Here is a 17,734-nt window from a genome sequence, read left to right on the forward strand (position 1 = left end):
TTGGACGCAACTTATTGCTTCGTTAATTATCTGTTAAATGTCGTCCTATAATTTTTTACATAATAAAAAGGCCTCTTATGTCAGTGTCAATTAATCGAAAACTTGTCTTAACTGCCCTGATTTGCTTGTTGTTATACCAGGTTGGTACCTGGATTACCGTAGTCGCCGGTGCGGTGTGGGGTGCGGGTGCAGCATTGGTCGTTGCGGTCGTTTCTTATGTCTCCGCAAGACTAGCCAAGCGTGGTGCCACCAGCACTATCTGGTTTTTGGTGCCGACTTTGTTATTTACCGTGATTCCACTACTAGCCAAATTATGGAGTGCATTTACCAGCCAGACCGGTATTGTGGATATGCTGGTGGATTTAATCCCGCTGTTGGTAGGCTTCGTGATTCCGGTGATATTGCTATCGGCTGTCTATCTGGACCTGAGGAAAAACAAGTCACTGCAAGATAGCGTTTAGTGTGACAGCCAGGCGGCTGGCAAGGTATCTGGCACTTTGCAATAACATTGCGCAATAACCCGTTATAATTACACGCTTAAATCAATTCTGATTAAGCACAAAATGCGAACAAGTTATTTCGGTAAGCGCCGTTCACAATCAAAATTATGGGCGTTTGGTCATTGGTTTGGGCCATACGCGCCGCTAATTGTAATGTTTGTGGCCGGCCTGGTTTTTCTTTCCCTGACCCGCTTAGGGCTGGTAGGCTGGAAATGGGAGCGTGTGCTGGCGACTGGCGAGCTTTGCCAGATATTGCTACAAGGTGTGCGCGTTGATTTGATTCAGCTTGGCTTGCTTGCCATTATTCCGGTATTGCTTTCGCCCATCCTCGCCACCCGCAAATTGTTCCATGTCTGGCGTACGTTTACCTTCTGGTGGGTGCTGCTTTCACTGGTATTGCTGGTGTTTCTGGAAGCCGCCACGCCAGGATTTATTCTCGAATACGATATCCGCCCAAACCGGATTTTTGTGGAATACCTCAAGTATCCGCATGAAGTATTTGGCATGTTGTGGCAAGGCTTCAAGGTTGAATTATTTTTTGGCCTGATGATGACGTTGATCGCGTTAGTGCTGGTTGCCAAGTTATTCAAACCCTGGCGTGAAGCTGAATCCACCTGGTCAAATGTCCAGGTATGGCTGATATTCCCTTTCATATTAGTGCTGACCGCTTTCGCAGTACGCTCGACCTTGACCCATAGACCGGCTAACCCCGCCCTGTTTGCGATTACGCAGGACAGCATGGTCAACAGCCTGATTTTGAATTCTACTTATTCGGTTTTTTACGCTGCTTACAGCCTGCAGCATGAAGCTAAATCGAGCGAAATGTATGGCAAATTGCCGCGTGAAAAAATATTTGCGATCACCGGTGCAAAAGAAGGCGATATCCCCACTTTAACCACGCTGGTGCCCTCAGTTAAACGCGATAAGCCATTAAACCTGGTAATTCTGTTGCAAGAAAGCCTGGGCGCAGGTTTTGTTGAATCGCTGGGCGGAAAACCAGTCACGCCTAACCTGGAACAACTTAAATCCGAAGGTATCTGGTTTACGCATTTGTATGCCACGGGTACGCGTTCTGTACGTGGCATTGAAGCGGTGGTCACCGGCTTTCAGCCTACACCGGCAGACAGTACAGTCAAACTGGGCTTAAGCCAGGGCAACTTCTTTACACTGGCTTCCTTATTAGGCAAACAGGGCTACCACACCGAATTTATTTACGGCGGCGAGTCGCACTTTGACAATATGCGCAGCTTCTTCATGGGCAACGGTTTCCAGCAGATTACCGACCAGCCGGATTTCAAGGATCCGGCATTTGTGGCCAGCTGGGGTGCTTCCGATGAAGATTTACTCAATAAAACCCATGAGCAATTGCTGGCGCACCATGCCAGCGGCAAACCATTTTTCACCTTGGCATTCAGCTCATCCAACCATGCGCCATTTGAATTCCCCGATGGCCGTATCGAGCTTTTTGAACAGCCTAAAGCGACCGATAACAATGCGGTGAAATACGCAGATTATGCGATAGGCGAATTTTTCAAAAAAGCCAAGGCCAGCCCCTACTGGAATGATACGGTGTTCCTGATTGTGGCTGATCACGATATCCGCGTGCGCGGTGATTCGCTGGTGCCTATCGAGCATTTTCATATCCCGGCGCTGATTTTAGGCGGTGCGGTACAGCCCAAAACGGTGGAAGCCATCGCCAGCCAGATCGATTTGCCGGTGACCGTGTTGTCATTAATGGGCATCGCCGCGCAGCACCCGATGACCGGTCATGATTTATCCAATATCAATGCCGATTACCGCGGCCGCGCCATGATGCAATACAACTATAACTATGGCTGGATGCAGCAAACGGGAGCCAGCATAGCGCAGAATGAAGTGGTGGTGTTACGTGAGGGCAAGGCGCCGGCTTACGGGCATTACGAGCCTAACAGCAAAAAGCTGTTGAACACCGAGGCGCCTGCAGATGCGCCGGCTTTATCCGAGCGGGCTCTGGCAAATGCCTTGTTGCCGGCCTTGTTGTATAAAGAGCAGCGTTATCGCTTGCCAGAGTAAGAGGTTGGTTTGAAACGTTCCCCATTGCCGTCAATGCTAACCAGCCAGGTGCTGCTGGATGGGCTGTCTTATATTTTTAAAGGCGGGTTTTGGCTCAAAAATAGCCACCTGCCGCATAGGAATCATGCAGTGCCTGCGCATTTTGTCGGTATCTGCGTGGCGACCAATACGCAACCTGAAACCGATGACTACGTGCTGGCGCAACTGGCAGCGTTAGGACTGGGCCGCGTGCGGCTGGATGTTGGCGATGATGATATGTATGTACACCAGATCCGGTTATTGCAGCGGCTGCTGGATGCCAGCCTGATTGTAGATGTGCATTTGGTACAGCCGTTCGCCATTGCCAAACATATGCTGGATGGACAAGTGCAGGCCAGATGGCAGCAGTTTGTCGAACAGTTCTTGCAGCAATATGCCAGCCAGATTGCCAGTTTGGAAATCGGCAATACCATCAACCGCAAGCGCTGGTCCGGTTATCACTGGCCTGGCTTTATGCAGGCCTGGCAGATTGCGCATCGACTGGCCCGCCAATATGGTGTGAAAGTGGTTGGTCCGAATATCCAGGATTTTGAGCCGTTGTATAACATTAGCGCTTTCAAAAAACTGCAGGCCGAGCATTTGCTGCCGGATATCCACAGCAACAACCTGTTTGTTGAACGTGTGATTGAGCCCGAGCAACCTGATCACCGCATTTTCCAGTTCCGCTGGACGCGTTATTTCAAGTTTAACCTGATTAAAAAAGCCCGCCTGCTACAAAAAATCGGCGCGGATTACGGGGTAGAAACACTGATTTCGCCAGTGGCTTTCTGGGCGATTTACCGCATCCAGCGGCATTTGCCCGATGGCGGACAAAAGCAGGCTGATTACGTCACGCGCTACTTCACGTTGCTGGCTGCTTCCGGCGCCTTGCAACAGGCGAATTGGGGAGCGATGATTTGCCACCGTGAAGGTGTGATCAACGACGGCCTGGATGATGCGCGGTATCCAGCACTGGAGCGCGTAGCCTATTATCGGTCAGCCGATGGCAACCTGCATGAATACCAGCGCAATCCGAGTTTTTCTGCGCTGCGTACCGTGGCGCGCTGGCTGAATGGTGCCGAATATGTAGGGCCGCTAGTCACCGGCAATGGCCTGGAAATTCATCAATTACGCAAACATCAAAAACAGTTTCATATTGCATGGACCGTCAATGGCCACTGTGCGGTTTTAAATCAGGTGTATGCGGAATCCAGCTTGCGCCAGGTTGAGTGTATCAATCGCAATGGCCAGGCCATTGCACAGCCCGCGCTGATTACCGAAATGCCTGTATACCTGATGTGGGATGCAGCTGAAACGGTTGAGTTGCATACAACTCATCCCAAGCTGTCGCAAACCATTATTCACGCTCACATTCAAGGCATGCAATATTTCCCTGTGCAGGAAGGCGACTGGCGCGGCATGATCCTGGCGGAGAGCAAAGAGCAGGCAGCGCAATTATGGTATGCCTGGCATCCAGGCACGCTGAAAGCGCCCGCCAAAGAGCAGGCGTTACGCCATGCCAGGAATGCGATCTGGCCGATTGCCGACCCAAGGTTGAGCGATAAGGAATTAGCCAGTCAGAGATCAGGCAAAGTGGCTGAAAGAAAAGTCACTGTCAAACAGCCAATCCGCATGCACTGGCACAAGACCTTGCTTGATCGGCTCAAGCCAAGCAAAGCCAAACGTAGCTGGAATGGCGCCATGGAATTATTGCGTCGCGGTGTAGGCACAGCCATGCCACTGGCTTATTTCGAGCGTGCAGATGACACTTCACTCAAGCAGAATTTCTTTATTTGTGAGTTCGTGACGTATGATTTCACTATCGCCCAGGCGTTTATTGCTTTCAGTCAGGGAGCAGAACAGTTTAATGAGGTGCCGGCGCTTAGCTTGTACCAGTCGTTTGCGCGATTCTGCTTGCATATGCACGCTTCAGGTATTTATTTCAGGGATTTTTCCGGCGGTAACATCCTGGTCAGCAAACAAGATGATGGCCTGGCGTTTTCATTGATTGATACTGCCCGCTTGCATGCTCACCCAACTGCGACGCCGTATAGTGAACGAATTGCCGATCTCACACGTGCGGTACAAAAACTGCACTGGGATGGCCGCAAACAATTTTTGGCGCTCTACCTGGGCATGTCCGGACACAGTTTGAATATAGGCACTTTGCTGCCATTCTATCTCTATGATTTTAAAGTACATTTGAAACGCACCATAGGCCGCAAAGGCATGCGCAAGTTATTGAGCAAGCTCAAAAACTTGCGTGCCGGAAAGCGTGCTTAGCGTAGTCTCATGAAAATCATGATGGCATGTTGCGCAGTTTAAGCACGACAAGTTTAGGTGCCAGTTTTAATATGGACACACGTAATAGCAAACGCTAAAACGAAACTAATTAAAGGAAATTAATCATGTGGACAAAACCAGCTGCTACCGAAATGCGTTTCGGCTTTGAAGTAACTATGTACGTAATGAACAAATAATTGTTCTTTGCTACGAAAAACGGGCGCTATCAGCGCCCGTTGTCATTTGTATAGTACCGTTTATTTCTGTATGAAACCTTAAAACTTTTTAGCCGGCACTCGCTCAAAAAATCGCAACAATCATTAATTGACTACAATGAACATATTTTCTGGATTTATCCGCTACGTTGGTGGTGTGTTATTAGTTAGTTGCTTACCGCTACAGGCTTGTTTGGATCAACAATCGTTGCAAGTATTGGCAGACAAGGAAATGCAATATCTGCTACAGCGTATCCCACCGGCCTTTGGCGATGCTGTATCTGACCAATTGATTCATAGTCATATGCATTCAAAAGCTGGTGATGATTGTCAGGTACACTGGCAGTTGACACTGCCCGCTAAAGATATCGCTGAAGCGCAAGCCTTGCTGCAGGCGGAACCAGCCAAACAGATTATGCTTGCTGCTCAGGGTTACCAGATACCTGAGCGAGAGGATGTCGAAGCAGATTTTTTTGTAGACCCAACTAACTTGCAGCCTTTGCAAAAAGAGGTTTTGCAAACTGCTCCATTAGGTAAATTACGGGCCAGTGTTGAATTGATGTATGCCATGCTTACACAAGCAAGGACCAATGTGCAGGAAACGCATGCAGAATGGACACCAGCGGAGTTGCAATCTGTTCAAGCAAGCTGCCAGCAACAATTCCACGCCAGCAGTACTGAAGTCGCTTGCGATTGTTACAGTCGAGGCCTGGCGGAAAAATATTCGGCAAGACAGGTGAAGTACAATCGCTATTTGTTGACCAACCCTTACGCGTTTGCCACAGGCAATGGTGAGGAGTTTAAGCGCTTGGATAAGACGCTACAAACTTCCTGCGGGCTCAGCCTTTAAATTCGCTACACCTTATTAATAGTTAAACTGGCCAGATAAATACCAGCCGGTCTGGTTCTCTTTGGTGGCAATCGTGCCTAAGTCTATATAAGCGCCAGTCACAGACACGTTTCTATGTGGAAACCAGGTCAGGAAAATATCTTGCGCCTTTTTCTCTTCAGCAGCCGAAAGATTATCAGGTTTAAAGCGTAATTCCGTACCTACCAGAAAACTATCCGACAACATCACCGCCGCAGACACTGCAGGGTAAATACGATAACTGTCACGTCTGTCGCCACCAAACCCCAGCAAACCAAACTGGTTTGCTTTTGTTGCATGCAAGTTGGCATTCACGAGCAGGTTATGGCCATTGGCTGCGCCGAGAAATAGTTTGCTGGCAGCCACGTAGTAATCAACACCGCTACGATCTTTGGCACCTAAAAGCTTAGGGACAAAATTAAAGTCTTCGTTATATTTGTACTGTGCACCCACTGAAATCTGCGGCATCCAGCTATCCTGGTCATAAATGGCATCGCCGATGAGGCGCAATTTAACGCCCAATGTATTCAGGCGTATCTCCTCACCGCGAATTGTGTTGCCCAGGCCAAATCTTGTTTGAGCCGCACTGACTTCCACACGGTTAACAAAGCCCAGTGAAATACCGGCTGAATTTAATTTGTAATCGGCTTTGGTTTCGGCATGGGTATAAAATGCCGAGCCACCGACTTGCTTGTCAGTACCGTAACCGCTAATCACTGCCCACGGCATTAAACCGCCACCGGCAGACCCTTCCACCTGCGTCACACCTCCTGTCGCAAGCAATCGGTCACCTGCATGAACAGCCGGCGAAAGTGCACCTAGGGCAACCAAGGCCGACAGCACATATGAAATGGATGTAGTGTGAGTCATAATAAATGTCTTGTTTATTTAATGATTGATGCATTATCCGACATTGCGATAAATATCATTGTGAGAGCAAACTGTGGAATATCGGCTTTTTTTCAAAATACTTTCGAAAGCTCCACTGTAAGATGTGGTAATTGATCGAAAGAATAGGGAAAAAATCAATGCGTTATTATGTGATCTCGATGGCAATATTGTTATGTGCAGGGTGTGTGGCGCAACCCAAGCCGGAAGCCACCTTGTTCCAGCGGATAGGCGGCTTGCCCATGTTGAGCAGGTTATCTAATCAAACCCTGGATATCGTCAGCAAAGACCCGCGTACCAGTCGCTCATTTGAGGGCGTGAAAATGAAAACCTTGAAAGAAAGTGTGACTAATTTTCTGTGTGTGAAAACCGGTGGCAATTGCGTGTATGAAGGTGAGACGATGAAGAAGTCTCATGCGGATTTGCACAACACGGTAGCCGAATTTGAGATTATGGTAGATGTTTTGCGTGAGCGCATGGATGCGAATGGCGTAGGCACTAGAGAAAAAAATGAGTTGCTGAGAATATTGGCACCGATGAAATATGATGTAGTAACCGATTAAGATGTAGTATCAATTCAAAAGTGAAGGAAACACGCATGTTGACAGTAGTAATGCGTAAGCTGTGGGTGGTCAGCACAATGACTTTTTTTGGCATGGCCCATGCCGATGTCACAGTGATTGTTTTGAGTGCGTCGGGTAATCCGGTAGAGGATGCAGTAGTGGCTTTTTATGATGGTAAAACGCCCGCCAGCAACCCGAATGCCATGGGTAAAATTGTGCAAAAGAACAAAATGTTTAACCCAAAAGTGACCATTGTGCAAACTGGCACCAGCATTAATTTTCCTAACGAAGACAGCTTCAGGCACCATGTATATTCGTTCTCGCCAGCCAAGAAGTTTGAGCTAAAACTATATTCCGGCGTACCGGCTGATCCCGTGTTATTTAACCAGGCCGGTTTGGTGACCTTGGGATGCAACATTCATGATTCTATGGTAGGGTACATCTACGTTGTAGATACACCATTCTTTGCGAAAACAGATGACAAGGGCAGGGCCGTCATTAAATTAAGCGATGGTCAATATTCTTACCAAGTATTATTGCCTGGGGTGAATAAACCGGTTGCCGAGCAAAAAGTTAAAATTGAGGGTGCTACAGAAGTTAAAGTGTCCATTCCATAAAATAAATCTGAATGATTAAATTCAAGCATATTCGCTCACGAATAGCGTTTACATTTCTTTCCGTCGTTGTCGCTATCCAGCTTGCCGGTCTGATACCGCTCAAATACGCACTAGTTAAGCACGCAAATGAGCTTGCCGAAGAGCAGATTAACGTCGGCGAACGCGTGTTTGTTAACTTGCTGCAACACAATACCCAAAGCCTGAAACAAGCCACCCAAGTGCTCGCCGCTGACTATGCATTCCGCGATGCGGTGGCCAGCAACGATGCCGAAACCATAGAGTCAGCGCTGGAGAATTATCAGGGGCGTATTCATGCGCAGATTGCTTTTTACATTAGCAATAGTGAAGACTTGGTGATTGGCACGGCCAATAGCGAAAAAGCCATGTTTGACCTGCAAGCCAGTGAAGATGCAAAACAGGCAATCCTGCATAACCAGAATGGCACCCTGCAGTTTGATATTGTTGAAGGTAAACCCTACCAGCTGATTACCGTGCCGGTCAAAGCGCCAGATGTGATCGGCTGGATTGTGATGGGCTTTGCTGTGGATGGCCGGCTGGCTGACCAGATTAAGCAACTGACGCATCTGGATGTGTCATTCCTGCAAAAAACCCGGGAACATGAATGGCAACTGATGAGTGGCACCGGTACCAACCGGCTTTCTAATGTGCTGGTTAAAACCGTCTCAGATATTTATCGCCAAAGATTATCACTGCACAAAGTCGATTTACAAGGCCAAACCTATCAACTCAAAATCCGCTCTTTGCACGAAACCAAAGATGAGGTGTTGCTGGTGGTGCTGCAAGGCTCTGTCGCTCCTTTTACGCGCGACCTAAACACCTTATTTCAAAACATGGTGGTCCTAACCTTTGTCGGCGTGCTTATTTTTGCCGCCCTGATCTGGTATGTCTCTCGCAAGACCACGGAGCCGATTGCCGAGCTGGTTAAAAATGCAGACGAAATCGCCATGGGTAACTATGAAAAAGAAATCCATGTGAATAGCATTGATGAAGTCGGTTACTTGGGCAAAGCGCTCAATAGCATGCGCGAAGCGGTATTGCAGCGTACGCTGCGCATTCAGCGACTGGCGTTTAACGATGAGTTGACCGGTCTCTCGAACCGTCTGGCGTTAACTCAGGGGCTAAGCCAGTCAATTACCCGGCATGCAGAAACCCGGCAATCGCTGAGTGTGATTGTGATTAATATCCACCGTTTCAAGCCTATCAATAAAACCCTGGGCAGGGATTTTGGTGATGATTTATTACGTCATGTCGGTCAGGTGTTGAAACAAAATGTACTTTCCGGGGAGGATGTCGTCGCTCGTCTGGATGCAGATGAATTTGCGGTGATGCTGCAACACACCGATCAGGCCAAAGCGACCAAATATGCCGAAAAAGTTAACCGCATTTTCGATACGCCGGTCAATGTACAAGGTCAGGCGATCGATGTGCGTATCGCCATGGGGATTGCGCTTTACCCGGAGCATGGAGTGAGTGAAGAAGAGTTACTCAACCATGCGGAAACGGCCTTGCATGAATCCAAAGTCAAGAAGGCAGACTGGATTGTATACAACACCGCGCTGGAGATTGACCAATCGGAAACCTTGACCCTGATTTCAGACTTGAAAGAAGCTATCCAGAAAGATCAGTTATTGCTGTATATCCAGCCGAAAATTGATGTCAAAACGCGTAAGACCCTGGGTGGCGAAGCGCTGATCCGCTGGGTGCATCCCGAAAAAGGCATGATTTTCCCTGACCAGTTTATTCCGTTTGCTGAACAGACTGGCATCATCAGTGAGATTACCAACTGGATGCTGCAGCGTGCCTGCCAAGTGTTAGCTGATTATCGTAGCCAGGGTTTGTACATGACTCTGGCAGTGAATTTATCTACCCGTGATCTCAACAATATGGAACTGCCTCAGCAGATTGAAGCTTTGTTAAAGACGCATAGGCTGGATGCAAAAGCCCTTAAACTGGAGATCACGGAGGGCAGTCTGATGCAGGACCCGGAACGTGCCGAAACCGTGGTAAGGAAACTGGCATCGATGGGCTTGCACCTGGCGATTGATGATTTTGGTACGGGATATTCATCATTAGCCTACCTGAGGCAATTACCTGTGCAAGAGCTTAAAATTGACCGTTCGTTTGTCATGTTCATGGATAAAAACGCCAGTGATGCCAGTATTGTGAAATCAACCATCGACCTGGCACATAACCTGGGGCTCACAGTGGTCGCAGAGGGCATCGAGAACGAAGAGGTGCTTGGTCAGCTATCCAAACTCGGCTGTAATGAAGGCCAGGGATATTTTATCGGCAAGCCCATGCCGGAAAAAGATTTCTCAATCTGGCTTGAACGCTGGGAAAGCCAGAACGAGATTGATATCGATATTGGTGATGACCTGTCATTTGCCATCAATCCGCTGGACGGATTTAATTCTCCCACCTGACAGCAATAACTTTCGCTAATCATTGCTATAAAAACATTCAACTTCCCTTAGTGGCTGGTTGGTTTTACCATGCCTTTCATATGCTTAATAAAGGAGATTGAAATGAGCAAAATCAGAATGCACAAAAAAGGCAATTTTATGATCCAGACCTTGTTGGATTATTTCAGAAAATAATTTTTATTTTTATTGCCATTTAATAGCGCGCTATTTATAATCTTTTTTATGAGTAGCACAACAGCAAGCAAAACACCCATTTTAAACGAGCAGTTATGCTTTGCTGTGTATTCCTTATCGCTGGCAATCAACAAGGCTTATCGGCCTTTACTGAAAAAACTGGGGCTCACTTATTCGCAATATCTGGTAATGCTGGTGTTGTGGGAAAGTGACCAGCGCACAGTGAGCGACATTGGCGAACAGCTGTTTCTGGATTCGGCAACCCTGACGCCTTTGTTAAAGCGGCTGGAATCCGCCGAATTGTTACAAAGAGTGCGTTCTAGTAAAGATGAGCGACAGGTCATTATTTGCCTGACTGATAGCGGACGCAGTTTGCGTGAGCAGGCATCCAACATTATGGATGAGATGCTATGCGCTATGGGCTGCCCGGTTGAAGAGCTCATGTCGTTGCGCGACAGAATGAAGGAGTTACGTAACCATTTGATACAGCACGCGGGCTAGAAGAAATTTTTTTAGTAGTGGGGGTTGTTTTACATTTTTTTTGTCATAAATATAGCGCACTATTTAATTTTGCATTACTTGTTTTACAGTGTTAATTTTTACTTATCTACAGATTGAAAGGACATCATCATGAAAATAAAAATTCTTATCAGCGTGTTATCAGCAGCTTCAATTATCACTGCACTGCCAGCCATGGCAGAGGAAAAACCAGTGACCGAGCAATTGGTCGATACCTTAACCACCCTGTCGGGTGGACCACATGCCGGATTCCGCTCTAACCATGCCAAAGGCGTGATGCTGGAAGGCTCTTTCCAGCCATCTGCACAGGCCGCCAGTATCAGCAAAGCCGCGCATTTACAGAAAGCCGACAGCCCGGTGCTGGTGCGTTTCTCTGACGCGACTGGTGTACCTAATATCCCGGATGCCAATGGCAATGCTTTCCCCAAAGGGATCGCTATCCGTTTTCAACTACCTGATGGCTTGAGCACTGATATTGTCAGTATCTCGGTGAATAATTTTCCCGCGGCGACGCCAGAAGACTTTTTAGGCTTGCTCAATGCCGTGCGCGATTCGCAAAATAGCACCGCTAAACCAAGTCCGGTAGAACAGTTTTTAGGCTCACATCCGGCAGCTTTGAAATTTGTGACCACCCCTAAGCCAGCGCCGGTCAGCTTTGCAACGCAGCCATTTTTTGGCGTGAATGCTTTTAAATTTACCAATGCGGCTGGCCAAAGTGTTTATGGCCGTTACCAGATTATCCCGGTGGCTGGCACGCAATATTTAACCAAGGAAGCAGCAGATGCCGCGGCGCCGGATTACCTGATGACCGATATCGGCGAACGTGTGAAAGCAAACGCCGTGCAATACAAGCTGCTGCTGCAAATTGCCGATAAAGGGGATGAAGTTAACAATGCGACGGTTCAATGGCCCGAAAGCCGCAAGATCGTTGAATTAGGCACTTTGACTCTGAAATCTGTGGTTGCGGATAGCAAGGCAAAAGAGAAAACACTGATGTTTAATCCCCTGCAATTGACTGAAGGAATTGAAGCTAGCCAGGATCCTATCCTGCTGGCCCGTCCGACTTCTTATGCAGTAAGCTTTGGCAGGAGACTGGGTAAATAAAGCCTGGTTTGATTAGAAATGAAAAGGCCCGATTGATCGCATCAGCCGGGACCTTTTACTTAAGCACTCACAAACGTAGTCGCTTTGCCATTAATACAGTAGCGTAAGCCACTTTCCGTTTTGCCATCGGGAAACACATGTCCCAGATGTGCGTCGCAAACATTACATTTCACTTCGATGCGGTGCATGCCGTGGCTGCCATCTTCGATGTAAGCAATCGCATTGGGTGTCAGCGGCTGGTCAAACGATGGCCAACCTGAGGAAGATTCAAACTTTTGTCCTGAATCGAACAACTCTTGCTCGCAACAGGCACATGCGTAACGTCCTGGCGTGAAAGCTTCACACATTTCTGAAGAAAAAGGGCGTTCGGTAGCACTCAGGCGGGCGATGGTGAAGACATCTTCATCCAGTATTGCACGCCATTCATCCACTGATTTACGCACTCTGTAATTTGGCTCAGGATTGCCTTCTCTGGCAAACTTGAGTACATCTTTCCATTTCAACATCATCATTTACTCGCTGACGGTTATGAAGGTGACAGGTAACAAAAAAGCGCTAAAACCCGCTGTAATTCCATGCTTATTTTAGCAATGTAATTAAGCAGCTTGCCGATACACTTTAATCATCGAGTATATCATCACAACAATAGTTCGATTCGCGGGAGAAACCATTTGATCGTCAGACCCAGGCCCCATTTGCTTGAACTGTTTTTTATTATCAAGGGTTCAATCGTGCTGCGTATCATGCCACTGCTGATATTTGTGGCTACGCTCTCTACCCTCATTGTCGCTGTGTATACCTACGAGCCGGGCTGGCTGCCCAAGTTCGATGGCGGGCCGTTTGCCTTGCTGGGCATAACCTTGTCCATTTTTCTGGCGTTCAGGAACAATGCCTGTTACGAACGCTGGTGGGAGGCGAGAAAAATCTGGGGCGAATTTGTACTGACTTCGCGCAGCCTCGCCCGCTTGAGCCAGATACTGAATACGAATGAAACAGCCGACCAATCGCCGCGAAGAATTTTACTGCAAGGTAATATTGCCTATGCACAAGCGTTGCTGGTGCAACTCAGGCCGACCAATTCCGCGTACAAAATTCAAACCTACCTCAGCGAACCGGTATTCCAGGAATACAAAAACAGCAGGAATCCACCCGAGTCTATTCTGCGGGCGATGGAATCTGTGCTGATTCAGGCATTACATAGTCACCGCATAGACACTATCCAGTTCAACATGCTGGATGAGCTGGTGCAAAAACTGGCGCTGGTACAGGCTTCGTGCGAGCGTATTCAAAATACGCCAATCCCGTTTGGCTATACCTTGCTGCTGCACAGAACGGCCTACACATTCTGCTTTTTGTTACCGTTTTGTTTTGCCAACACACTGGGCTGGGCGACTCCTTTCGTTACTGCGCTGGCTGCCTATACCTTTTTTGGACTTGATGCCCTGGGTAACGAACTCGAAGAACCATTTGGCATGGGCGCCAATGCTTTACCGATCAGTGCGCTGGCAGATGTGATTGAGATTGAAACCAAAGAAGCATTGGGTGATAAAGAGATTCCGCCGTTACCTGTGCCGAAAGAATTCTTGCTAATGTAATCACCGGATGCTTCAGCGCGATTGAGAAACATCTGTACCAATGTTTATCTTTTGTAGCGCGAATATTGAAGGTCGCTAGTTTCAATCGCTGGTTTATCTTGGGCAATCAGGTCAGCCAGTACTTGGCCAGAACCGCAAGCCATGGTCCAACCTAAGGTGCCATGCCCGGTGTTCAACCAAACGTTTGGATACATGCTATTTGCCCGGCCGATAATCGGCGTGCCATCCGGTGTCATCGGGCGCAAGCCTGTCCAGAAACTGGCTTGAGAGACATCACCGGCTTGAGGGAATAATCCACTCAACACTTTTTCCAGTGTTAAACGGCGACGCGGATTCAGCGTCAAGTCAAAGCCTGCCAATTCGGCCATGCCGCCCACACGTATGCGTTGGTCAAAGCGGGTGATGGCAACTTTGTAGGTTTCATCCATCACCGTGGAAACAGGCGCGGCATCACTATTAATAATCGGCACGGTCAGCGAATAGCCTTTCACCGGGTAGACCGGCAAGCTTAAGCCCAGGCTTAGCATCAGCTCGCGCGAGTAACTACCGAGGGCGATCACATAGTGATCTGCATCCAAATTCTCGATTCCGTGGGTTGTTTTAATTTCAACACCTGACAATAGATTTTGCTGGGTGATCAGGCGATTGATAGTGACGTCCTGCTTGAATTTGACCCCCATGGTCTGTGCAAGCGCGGCCAAGCGGGTGGTAAACAATTGGCAATCACCGGTCTCATCATCCGGTAGATGCAGGCCGCCTAATAGCTGGTCTTTCACATGAATTAAAGCAGGCTCAATCAGCGCGCAGCCATCAGGGTCCACATGCTGGAAAGGCACACCCATTTCACTGAGCACCGCAATATCTTTGAATTCAACATCAAGCTGTTTTTGGGTTCGAAAAACTTGCAAGGTCCCCCGGCTGCGCTGCTCATACTGGATGCCAGTGTCAGCACGCAACTCACGCAGGCAATCACGGCTATATTCCGCCAGTCGTACCATACGTGATTTGTTCAGGGTGTAGCGTTCAATTGTGCAGTTTTTGAGAAACTGGGACATCCATTGCAATTGCCACCGGCTTAAGTCCGGACGCATGGAGAGCGGCGCATAGCGGTGAAACAACCATTGAAATGCTTTTAGCGGCACACCGGGGCCAGCCCATGGCGCAGAATAACCGGGTGAAATCTGCCCGGCATTAGCAAAACTCGTTTCCAGGCCGACTGCCGGCTGCCGATCAACAACGGTGACATCAAAGCCTTTCAATGCCAGGTAATAGGCGCTTGTCACGCCAATCACACCGGAACCTAGCACTAACACTCGCATTGATGACACTCCTGAAGCAGCAGTCGATGATATAAGGCGTTTTTAAACTGTTAAACCATATTATCAAAATTGATAGGAAAAGCCTGGTTTAAGAAGAGGAATATCGAACTGATTAATTAAAAAATTAATCTTTAAGCATTGCAGGCGGGATGTTGGTGACTTGCGACCTGCACGGAGGCTTGTTTGGTCTTCAATGGTGACGTAATTTTTGAAATAAGTATTTTGATCAGGTGAGGCTTGCTGGTAAAGGGTAAAAAGCGTACGGACCGCCAGTGAATACAGATGACTTTAACTGACGACCATTTTCTCTAACGCCTCCACCATTACTTGCGCGGGGTCACAAGGCTCTGCCCATTCTTTGGATTGTGCCGCAATTTCCACCATACCGGTCGGGCTGGTGACATTCACTTCCGTTAAATAATCACCAATCACATCCAGCCCGACTAAAAACAGACCGTGTTGTTGGAGGGTTTTACCAACAGTTTCGGCGATCTCCAAGTCACGAGCACTTAATGGTTGTGCGACGCCTTTACCACCGGCAGCGAGGTTGCCACGGGTTTCGCCAGCTTTGGGGATACGGGCAAGTGCATATGGTAGAGGCTCGCCATTGATGATCAGGATACGTTTATCGCCTTTGACTATCTCCGGGATGTAACGCTGCACCATGATGGTCTGGGTTTGAAATTGGGTAAGTGTTTCCAGGATGGCGAAAATATTCGGGTCGTCTTTACGCAAACGGAAAATACCGCTGCCACCCATGCCATCCAGCGGTTTGACAATTATATCGTCATGCTCGGCCAGAAAAGCCAGTATCTTTTCCCGCTGGCTGGTGACGATAAAAGGCGGTGCAAATTGCGGAAAGCGGGCTACGGATAGCTTTTCGTTCCAGCCGCGTATGGATGCGGGGTCATTGATGATGCGTGCACCTTGTTGCTGGGCGAGTTCCAGCAAATAGGTGCTATATAAATATTCGTTATCGAACGGTGGGTCCTTGCGCATCAATACGGCATCAAAAGCAGTCGGCATATGCGTGTTTTTCTCGCCGACTACCCAGCCACTACCCTCAAATGCAAACAGCTGCGCATCCACCAGTGAAACTTCACGCTGCAAGTGCCAGTCCTGTTGTTCACATACCCATAACTCGTGCCCACGCGCATGCGCGGCACGCATGATGGCGAGACTGGTGTCTTTATAAACGGTTAGTTTATGCAGCGGGTCGAGGATAAACAGCAGTTTCATCATGCACCTTCGAGTCGTTTATGCGGTCAGTGGTCATTTTCCTGCAGTTCCATTCCGGCGGCCAGCAGTGCCAGGCGCGCCACTACGCCATAGGCATAAAAGCGGTTAGGCGGTGCATCTGGGGCGTCGGAACAGTCGGGCAGGGTACAGGGCTTTTCAAATGCCAGTGGCACAAACTGCATGCCGGGAGCATTGAGGTTTTCATCCACGCCGCGGCTGGTGTGCACGCGGTAAAAGCCGCCGACCACAAAGTGATCCATCATATAGACCACGGGTTCCGCCACCGCATCATTGATGTTCTCAAAGGTATATACGCCTTCCTGTATCATCACTTCAGAGACTTCCATGCCTTCTTTGATGACTGACATTTTGTTGCGTGTTTTGCGGTTAAGGTCACGCACTTCGTCGGCAGATTTCACACTCATGATACCCATACCATAAGTGCCGGCATCGGCTTTTACAATCACAAACGGGGCATGGGTAATGCCGTATTCGTCATATTTAGCCTGGATTTTTTTCAGCATGGCATCGACTTTTTCAGCCAGTTGGTCTTCACCGACGCGCTGATGGAAATCAATGCCGCTGGCGGTGTCAAAATAAGGGTTTAGTTGCCACGGGTCGACATCCAACAGCTTGGCAAAGTTTGCTACCACTTTGTCATAAGCGGCAAAATGTTGCGATTTGCGGCGGGTAAACCAGCCTGCATGTAAAGGTGGAATTAACGTCTGCTCCAGGTTTTGTAGCATATCCGGTACGCCACCTGATAAATCATTATTGAGCAGGATGGCACAGCTATCGAATGCCGGATAATCGATACCTTCAAAAGAAGCGGCATTGAGTTTGAGGCGATTTTTTTCGCGTACCAGCGGTTCCAGAATCAAAGGCAGGCCATCGTGGGTTTCCAGCCTGGTCACTTCAGTGATCTCGGGTGACAGGCTGCCAACACGCACCTCCATACCAGCCGATTTCAGAATATGACACAGTTCAACAACGTTGCGCAGATAGTAAGTGTTACGGGTATGGTTTTCCGGGATCAGCAACAATCTGCGTGCATCCGGGCAGATTTTCTCCACCGCAACCTGAGCGGCATGTACCGATAAACTAAGAAATTCCGGGTTCAGGTTATTGAATCCGCCTGGAAACAAATTGGTATCTACCGGTGCGAGTTTGAAGCCCGAATTACGCAGATCCACACTAGCATAAAATGGCGCGGCGACTTCCTGCCACTGAGTACGAAACCAGTGCTCGATATCCGGCATGGCTTGTAAAATGCGTTTTTCCAGACTGTCCAACGGACCGCTTAAGGCGGTGGTTAAATGGGGAACCATATCTTGCT

16 protein-coding genes are annotated in these 17,734 nt (G+C 48.4%); 11 read left to right on the forward strand and 5 right to left on the reverse strand.

Going from position 1 to position 17,734, the window contains the following annotated elements:
• The first annotated feature begins 77 nt into the window (after positions 1–77).
• From ASG24_RS05415 to ASG24_RS05430, 5 genes are all read left to right on the forward strand, one after another.
• Positions 78–461, forward strand: a complete 384-nt coding sequence (locus ASG24_RS05415; protein ID WP_055868745.1) for a hypothetical protein — start codon at positions 78–80, stop codon at positions 459–461.
• A 102-nt stretch (positions 462–563) separates the two neighbouring features.
• A complete protein-coding gene (locus ASG24_RS05420) occupies positions 564–2,552 on the forward strand; it encodes an LTA synthase family protein (protein WP_055868748.1) in 1,989 nt (662 codons plus the stop codon).
• 9 nt (positions 2,553–2,561) lie between these two features.
• Positions 2,562–4,853 (forward strand): lipopolysaccharide kinase InaA family protein, encoded by a 2,292-nt coding sequence (locus ASG24_RS05425; RefSeq protein WP_369814159.1) that lies wholly within the window; start codon positions 2,562–2,564, stop codon positions 4,851–4,853.
• 125 nt (positions 4,854–4,978) lie between these two features.
• Complete coding sequence (gene pqqA, locus ASG24_RS14365) at positions 4,979–5,050, forward strand: pyrroloquinoline quinone precursor peptide PqqA (protein ID WP_081624291.1); 72 nt, start codon at positions 4,979–4,981, stop codon at positions 5,048–5,050.
• A 136-nt stretch (positions 5,051–5,186) separates the two neighbouring features.
• Positions 5,187–5,918: a hypothetical protein gene (locus tag ASG24_RS05430; protein ID WP_055868752.1), complete on the forward strand. Its 732-nt coding sequence runs from the start codon at positions 5,187–5,189 to the stop codon at positions 5,916–5,918.
• A gap of 15 nt (positions 5,919–5,933) precedes the next feature.
• Here ASG24_RS05430 and ASG24_RS05435 read toward each other — a convergent pair whose 3' ends face one another.
• The gene (locus tag ASG24_RS05435; RefSeq protein WP_082488000.1) at positions 5,934–6,806 is read right to left on the reverse strand and encodes a DUF3034 family protein; all 873 of its coding nucleotides are present in this window, start codon (positions 6,804–6,806) and stop codon (positions 5,934–5,936) included.
• 158 nt (positions 6,807–6,964) lie between these two features.
• Here ASG24_RS05435 and ASG24_RS05440 point away from each other — a divergent pair, with 158 nt between their 5' ends.
• The 5 genes from ASG24_RS05440 to ASG24_RS05460 all read left to right on the forward strand — a co-directional run bounded on the left by ASG24_RS05440 (position 6,965) and on the right by ASG24_RS05460 (position 12,245).
• Entirely contained in the window at positions 6,965–7,387 is a 423-nt protein-coding gene (locus ASG24_RS05440) for a group 1 truncated hemoglobin (RefSeq protein WP_055868755.1), read from the forward strand.
• 35 nt (positions 7,388–7,422) lie between these two features.
• Complete coding sequence (locus ASG24_RS05445; RefSeq protein ID WP_156376523.1) at positions 7,423–8,004, forward strand: methylamine utilization protein; 582 nt, start codon at positions 7,423–7,425, stop codon at positions 8,002–8,004.
• A gap of 11 nt (positions 8,005–8,015) precedes the next feature.
• The gene (locus ASG24_RS05450; protein ID WP_055830531.1) at positions 8,016–10,448 is read left to right on the forward strand and encodes an EAL domain-containing protein; all 2,433 of its coding nucleotides are present in this window, start codon (positions 8,016–8,018) and stop codon (positions 10,446–10,448) included.
• 222 nt (positions 10,449–10,670) lie between these two features.
• On the forward strand, positions 10,671–11,123 hold the full coding sequence (locus ASG24_RS05455; protein WP_055868757.1) for a MarR family winged helix-turn-helix transcriptional regulator: 453 nt from the start codon (positions 10,671–10,673) through the stop codon (positions 11,121–11,123).
• 129 nt (positions 11,124–11,252) lie between these two features.
• Positions 11,253–12,245, forward strand: a complete 993-nt coding sequence (locus tag ASG24_RS05460; RefSeq protein WP_055868759.1) for a catalase family peroxidase — start codon at positions 11,253–11,255, stop codon at positions 12,243–12,245.
• A gap of 59 nt (positions 12,246–12,304) precedes the next feature.
• Here ASG24_RS05460 and msrB read toward each other — a convergent pair whose 3' ends face one another.
• The gene (gene msrB / locus ASG24_RS05465; protein ID WP_235559785.1) at positions 12,305–12,757 is read right to left on the reverse strand and encodes a peptide-methionine (R)-S-oxide reductase MsrB; all 453 of its coding nucleotides are present in this window, start codon (positions 12,755–12,757) and stop codon (positions 12,305–12,307) included.
• A gap of 159 nt (positions 12,758–12,916) precedes the next feature.
• Between msrB and ASG24_RS05470 the strand changes: the two genes are divergently transcribed.
• Positions 12,917–13,840, forward strand: coding sequence for a bestrophin family protein (locus tag ASG24_RS05470; RefSeq protein WP_055868760.1), 924 nt, complete (start codon positions 12,917–12,919; stop codon positions 13,838–13,840).
• Positions 13,841–13,884: 44 nt separating this feature from the next.
• On the opposite strand, the gene ASG24_RS05475 is transcribed toward ASG24_RS05470, so the two are convergent.
• The 3 genes from ASG24_RS05475 to gshA all read right to left on the reverse strand — a co-directional run bounded on the left by ASG24_RS05475 (position 13,885) and on the right by gshA (position 17,726).
• Positions 13,885–15,159 (reverse strand): D-amino acid dehydrogenase, encoded by a 1,275-nt coding sequence (locus ASG24_RS05475; RefSeq protein WP_055868762.1) that lies wholly within the window; start codon positions 15,157–15,159, stop codon positions 13,885–13,887.
• Between the two features lie 288 nt (positions 15,160–15,447).
• Positions 15,448–16,398, reverse strand: coding sequence for a glutathione synthase (gene gshB, locus ASG24_RS05480; RefSeq protein ID WP_200936980.1), 951 nt, complete (start codon positions 16,396–16,398; stop codon positions 15,448–15,450).
• Between the two features lie 26 nt (positions 16,399–16,424).
• Entirely contained in the window at positions 16,425–17,726 is a 1,302-nt protein-coding gene (gene gshA / locus ASG24_RS05485) for a glutamate--cysteine ligase (RefSeq protein WP_055868765.1), read from the reverse strand.
• Positions 17,727–17,734 lie beyond the last annotated feature (8 nt).

The sequence above is a fragment of the Methylophilus sp. Leaf414 genome, assembly GCF_001425425.1.
Lineage (GTDB): Bacteria > Pseudomonadota > Gammaproteobacteria > Burkholderiales > Methylophilaceae > Methylophilus.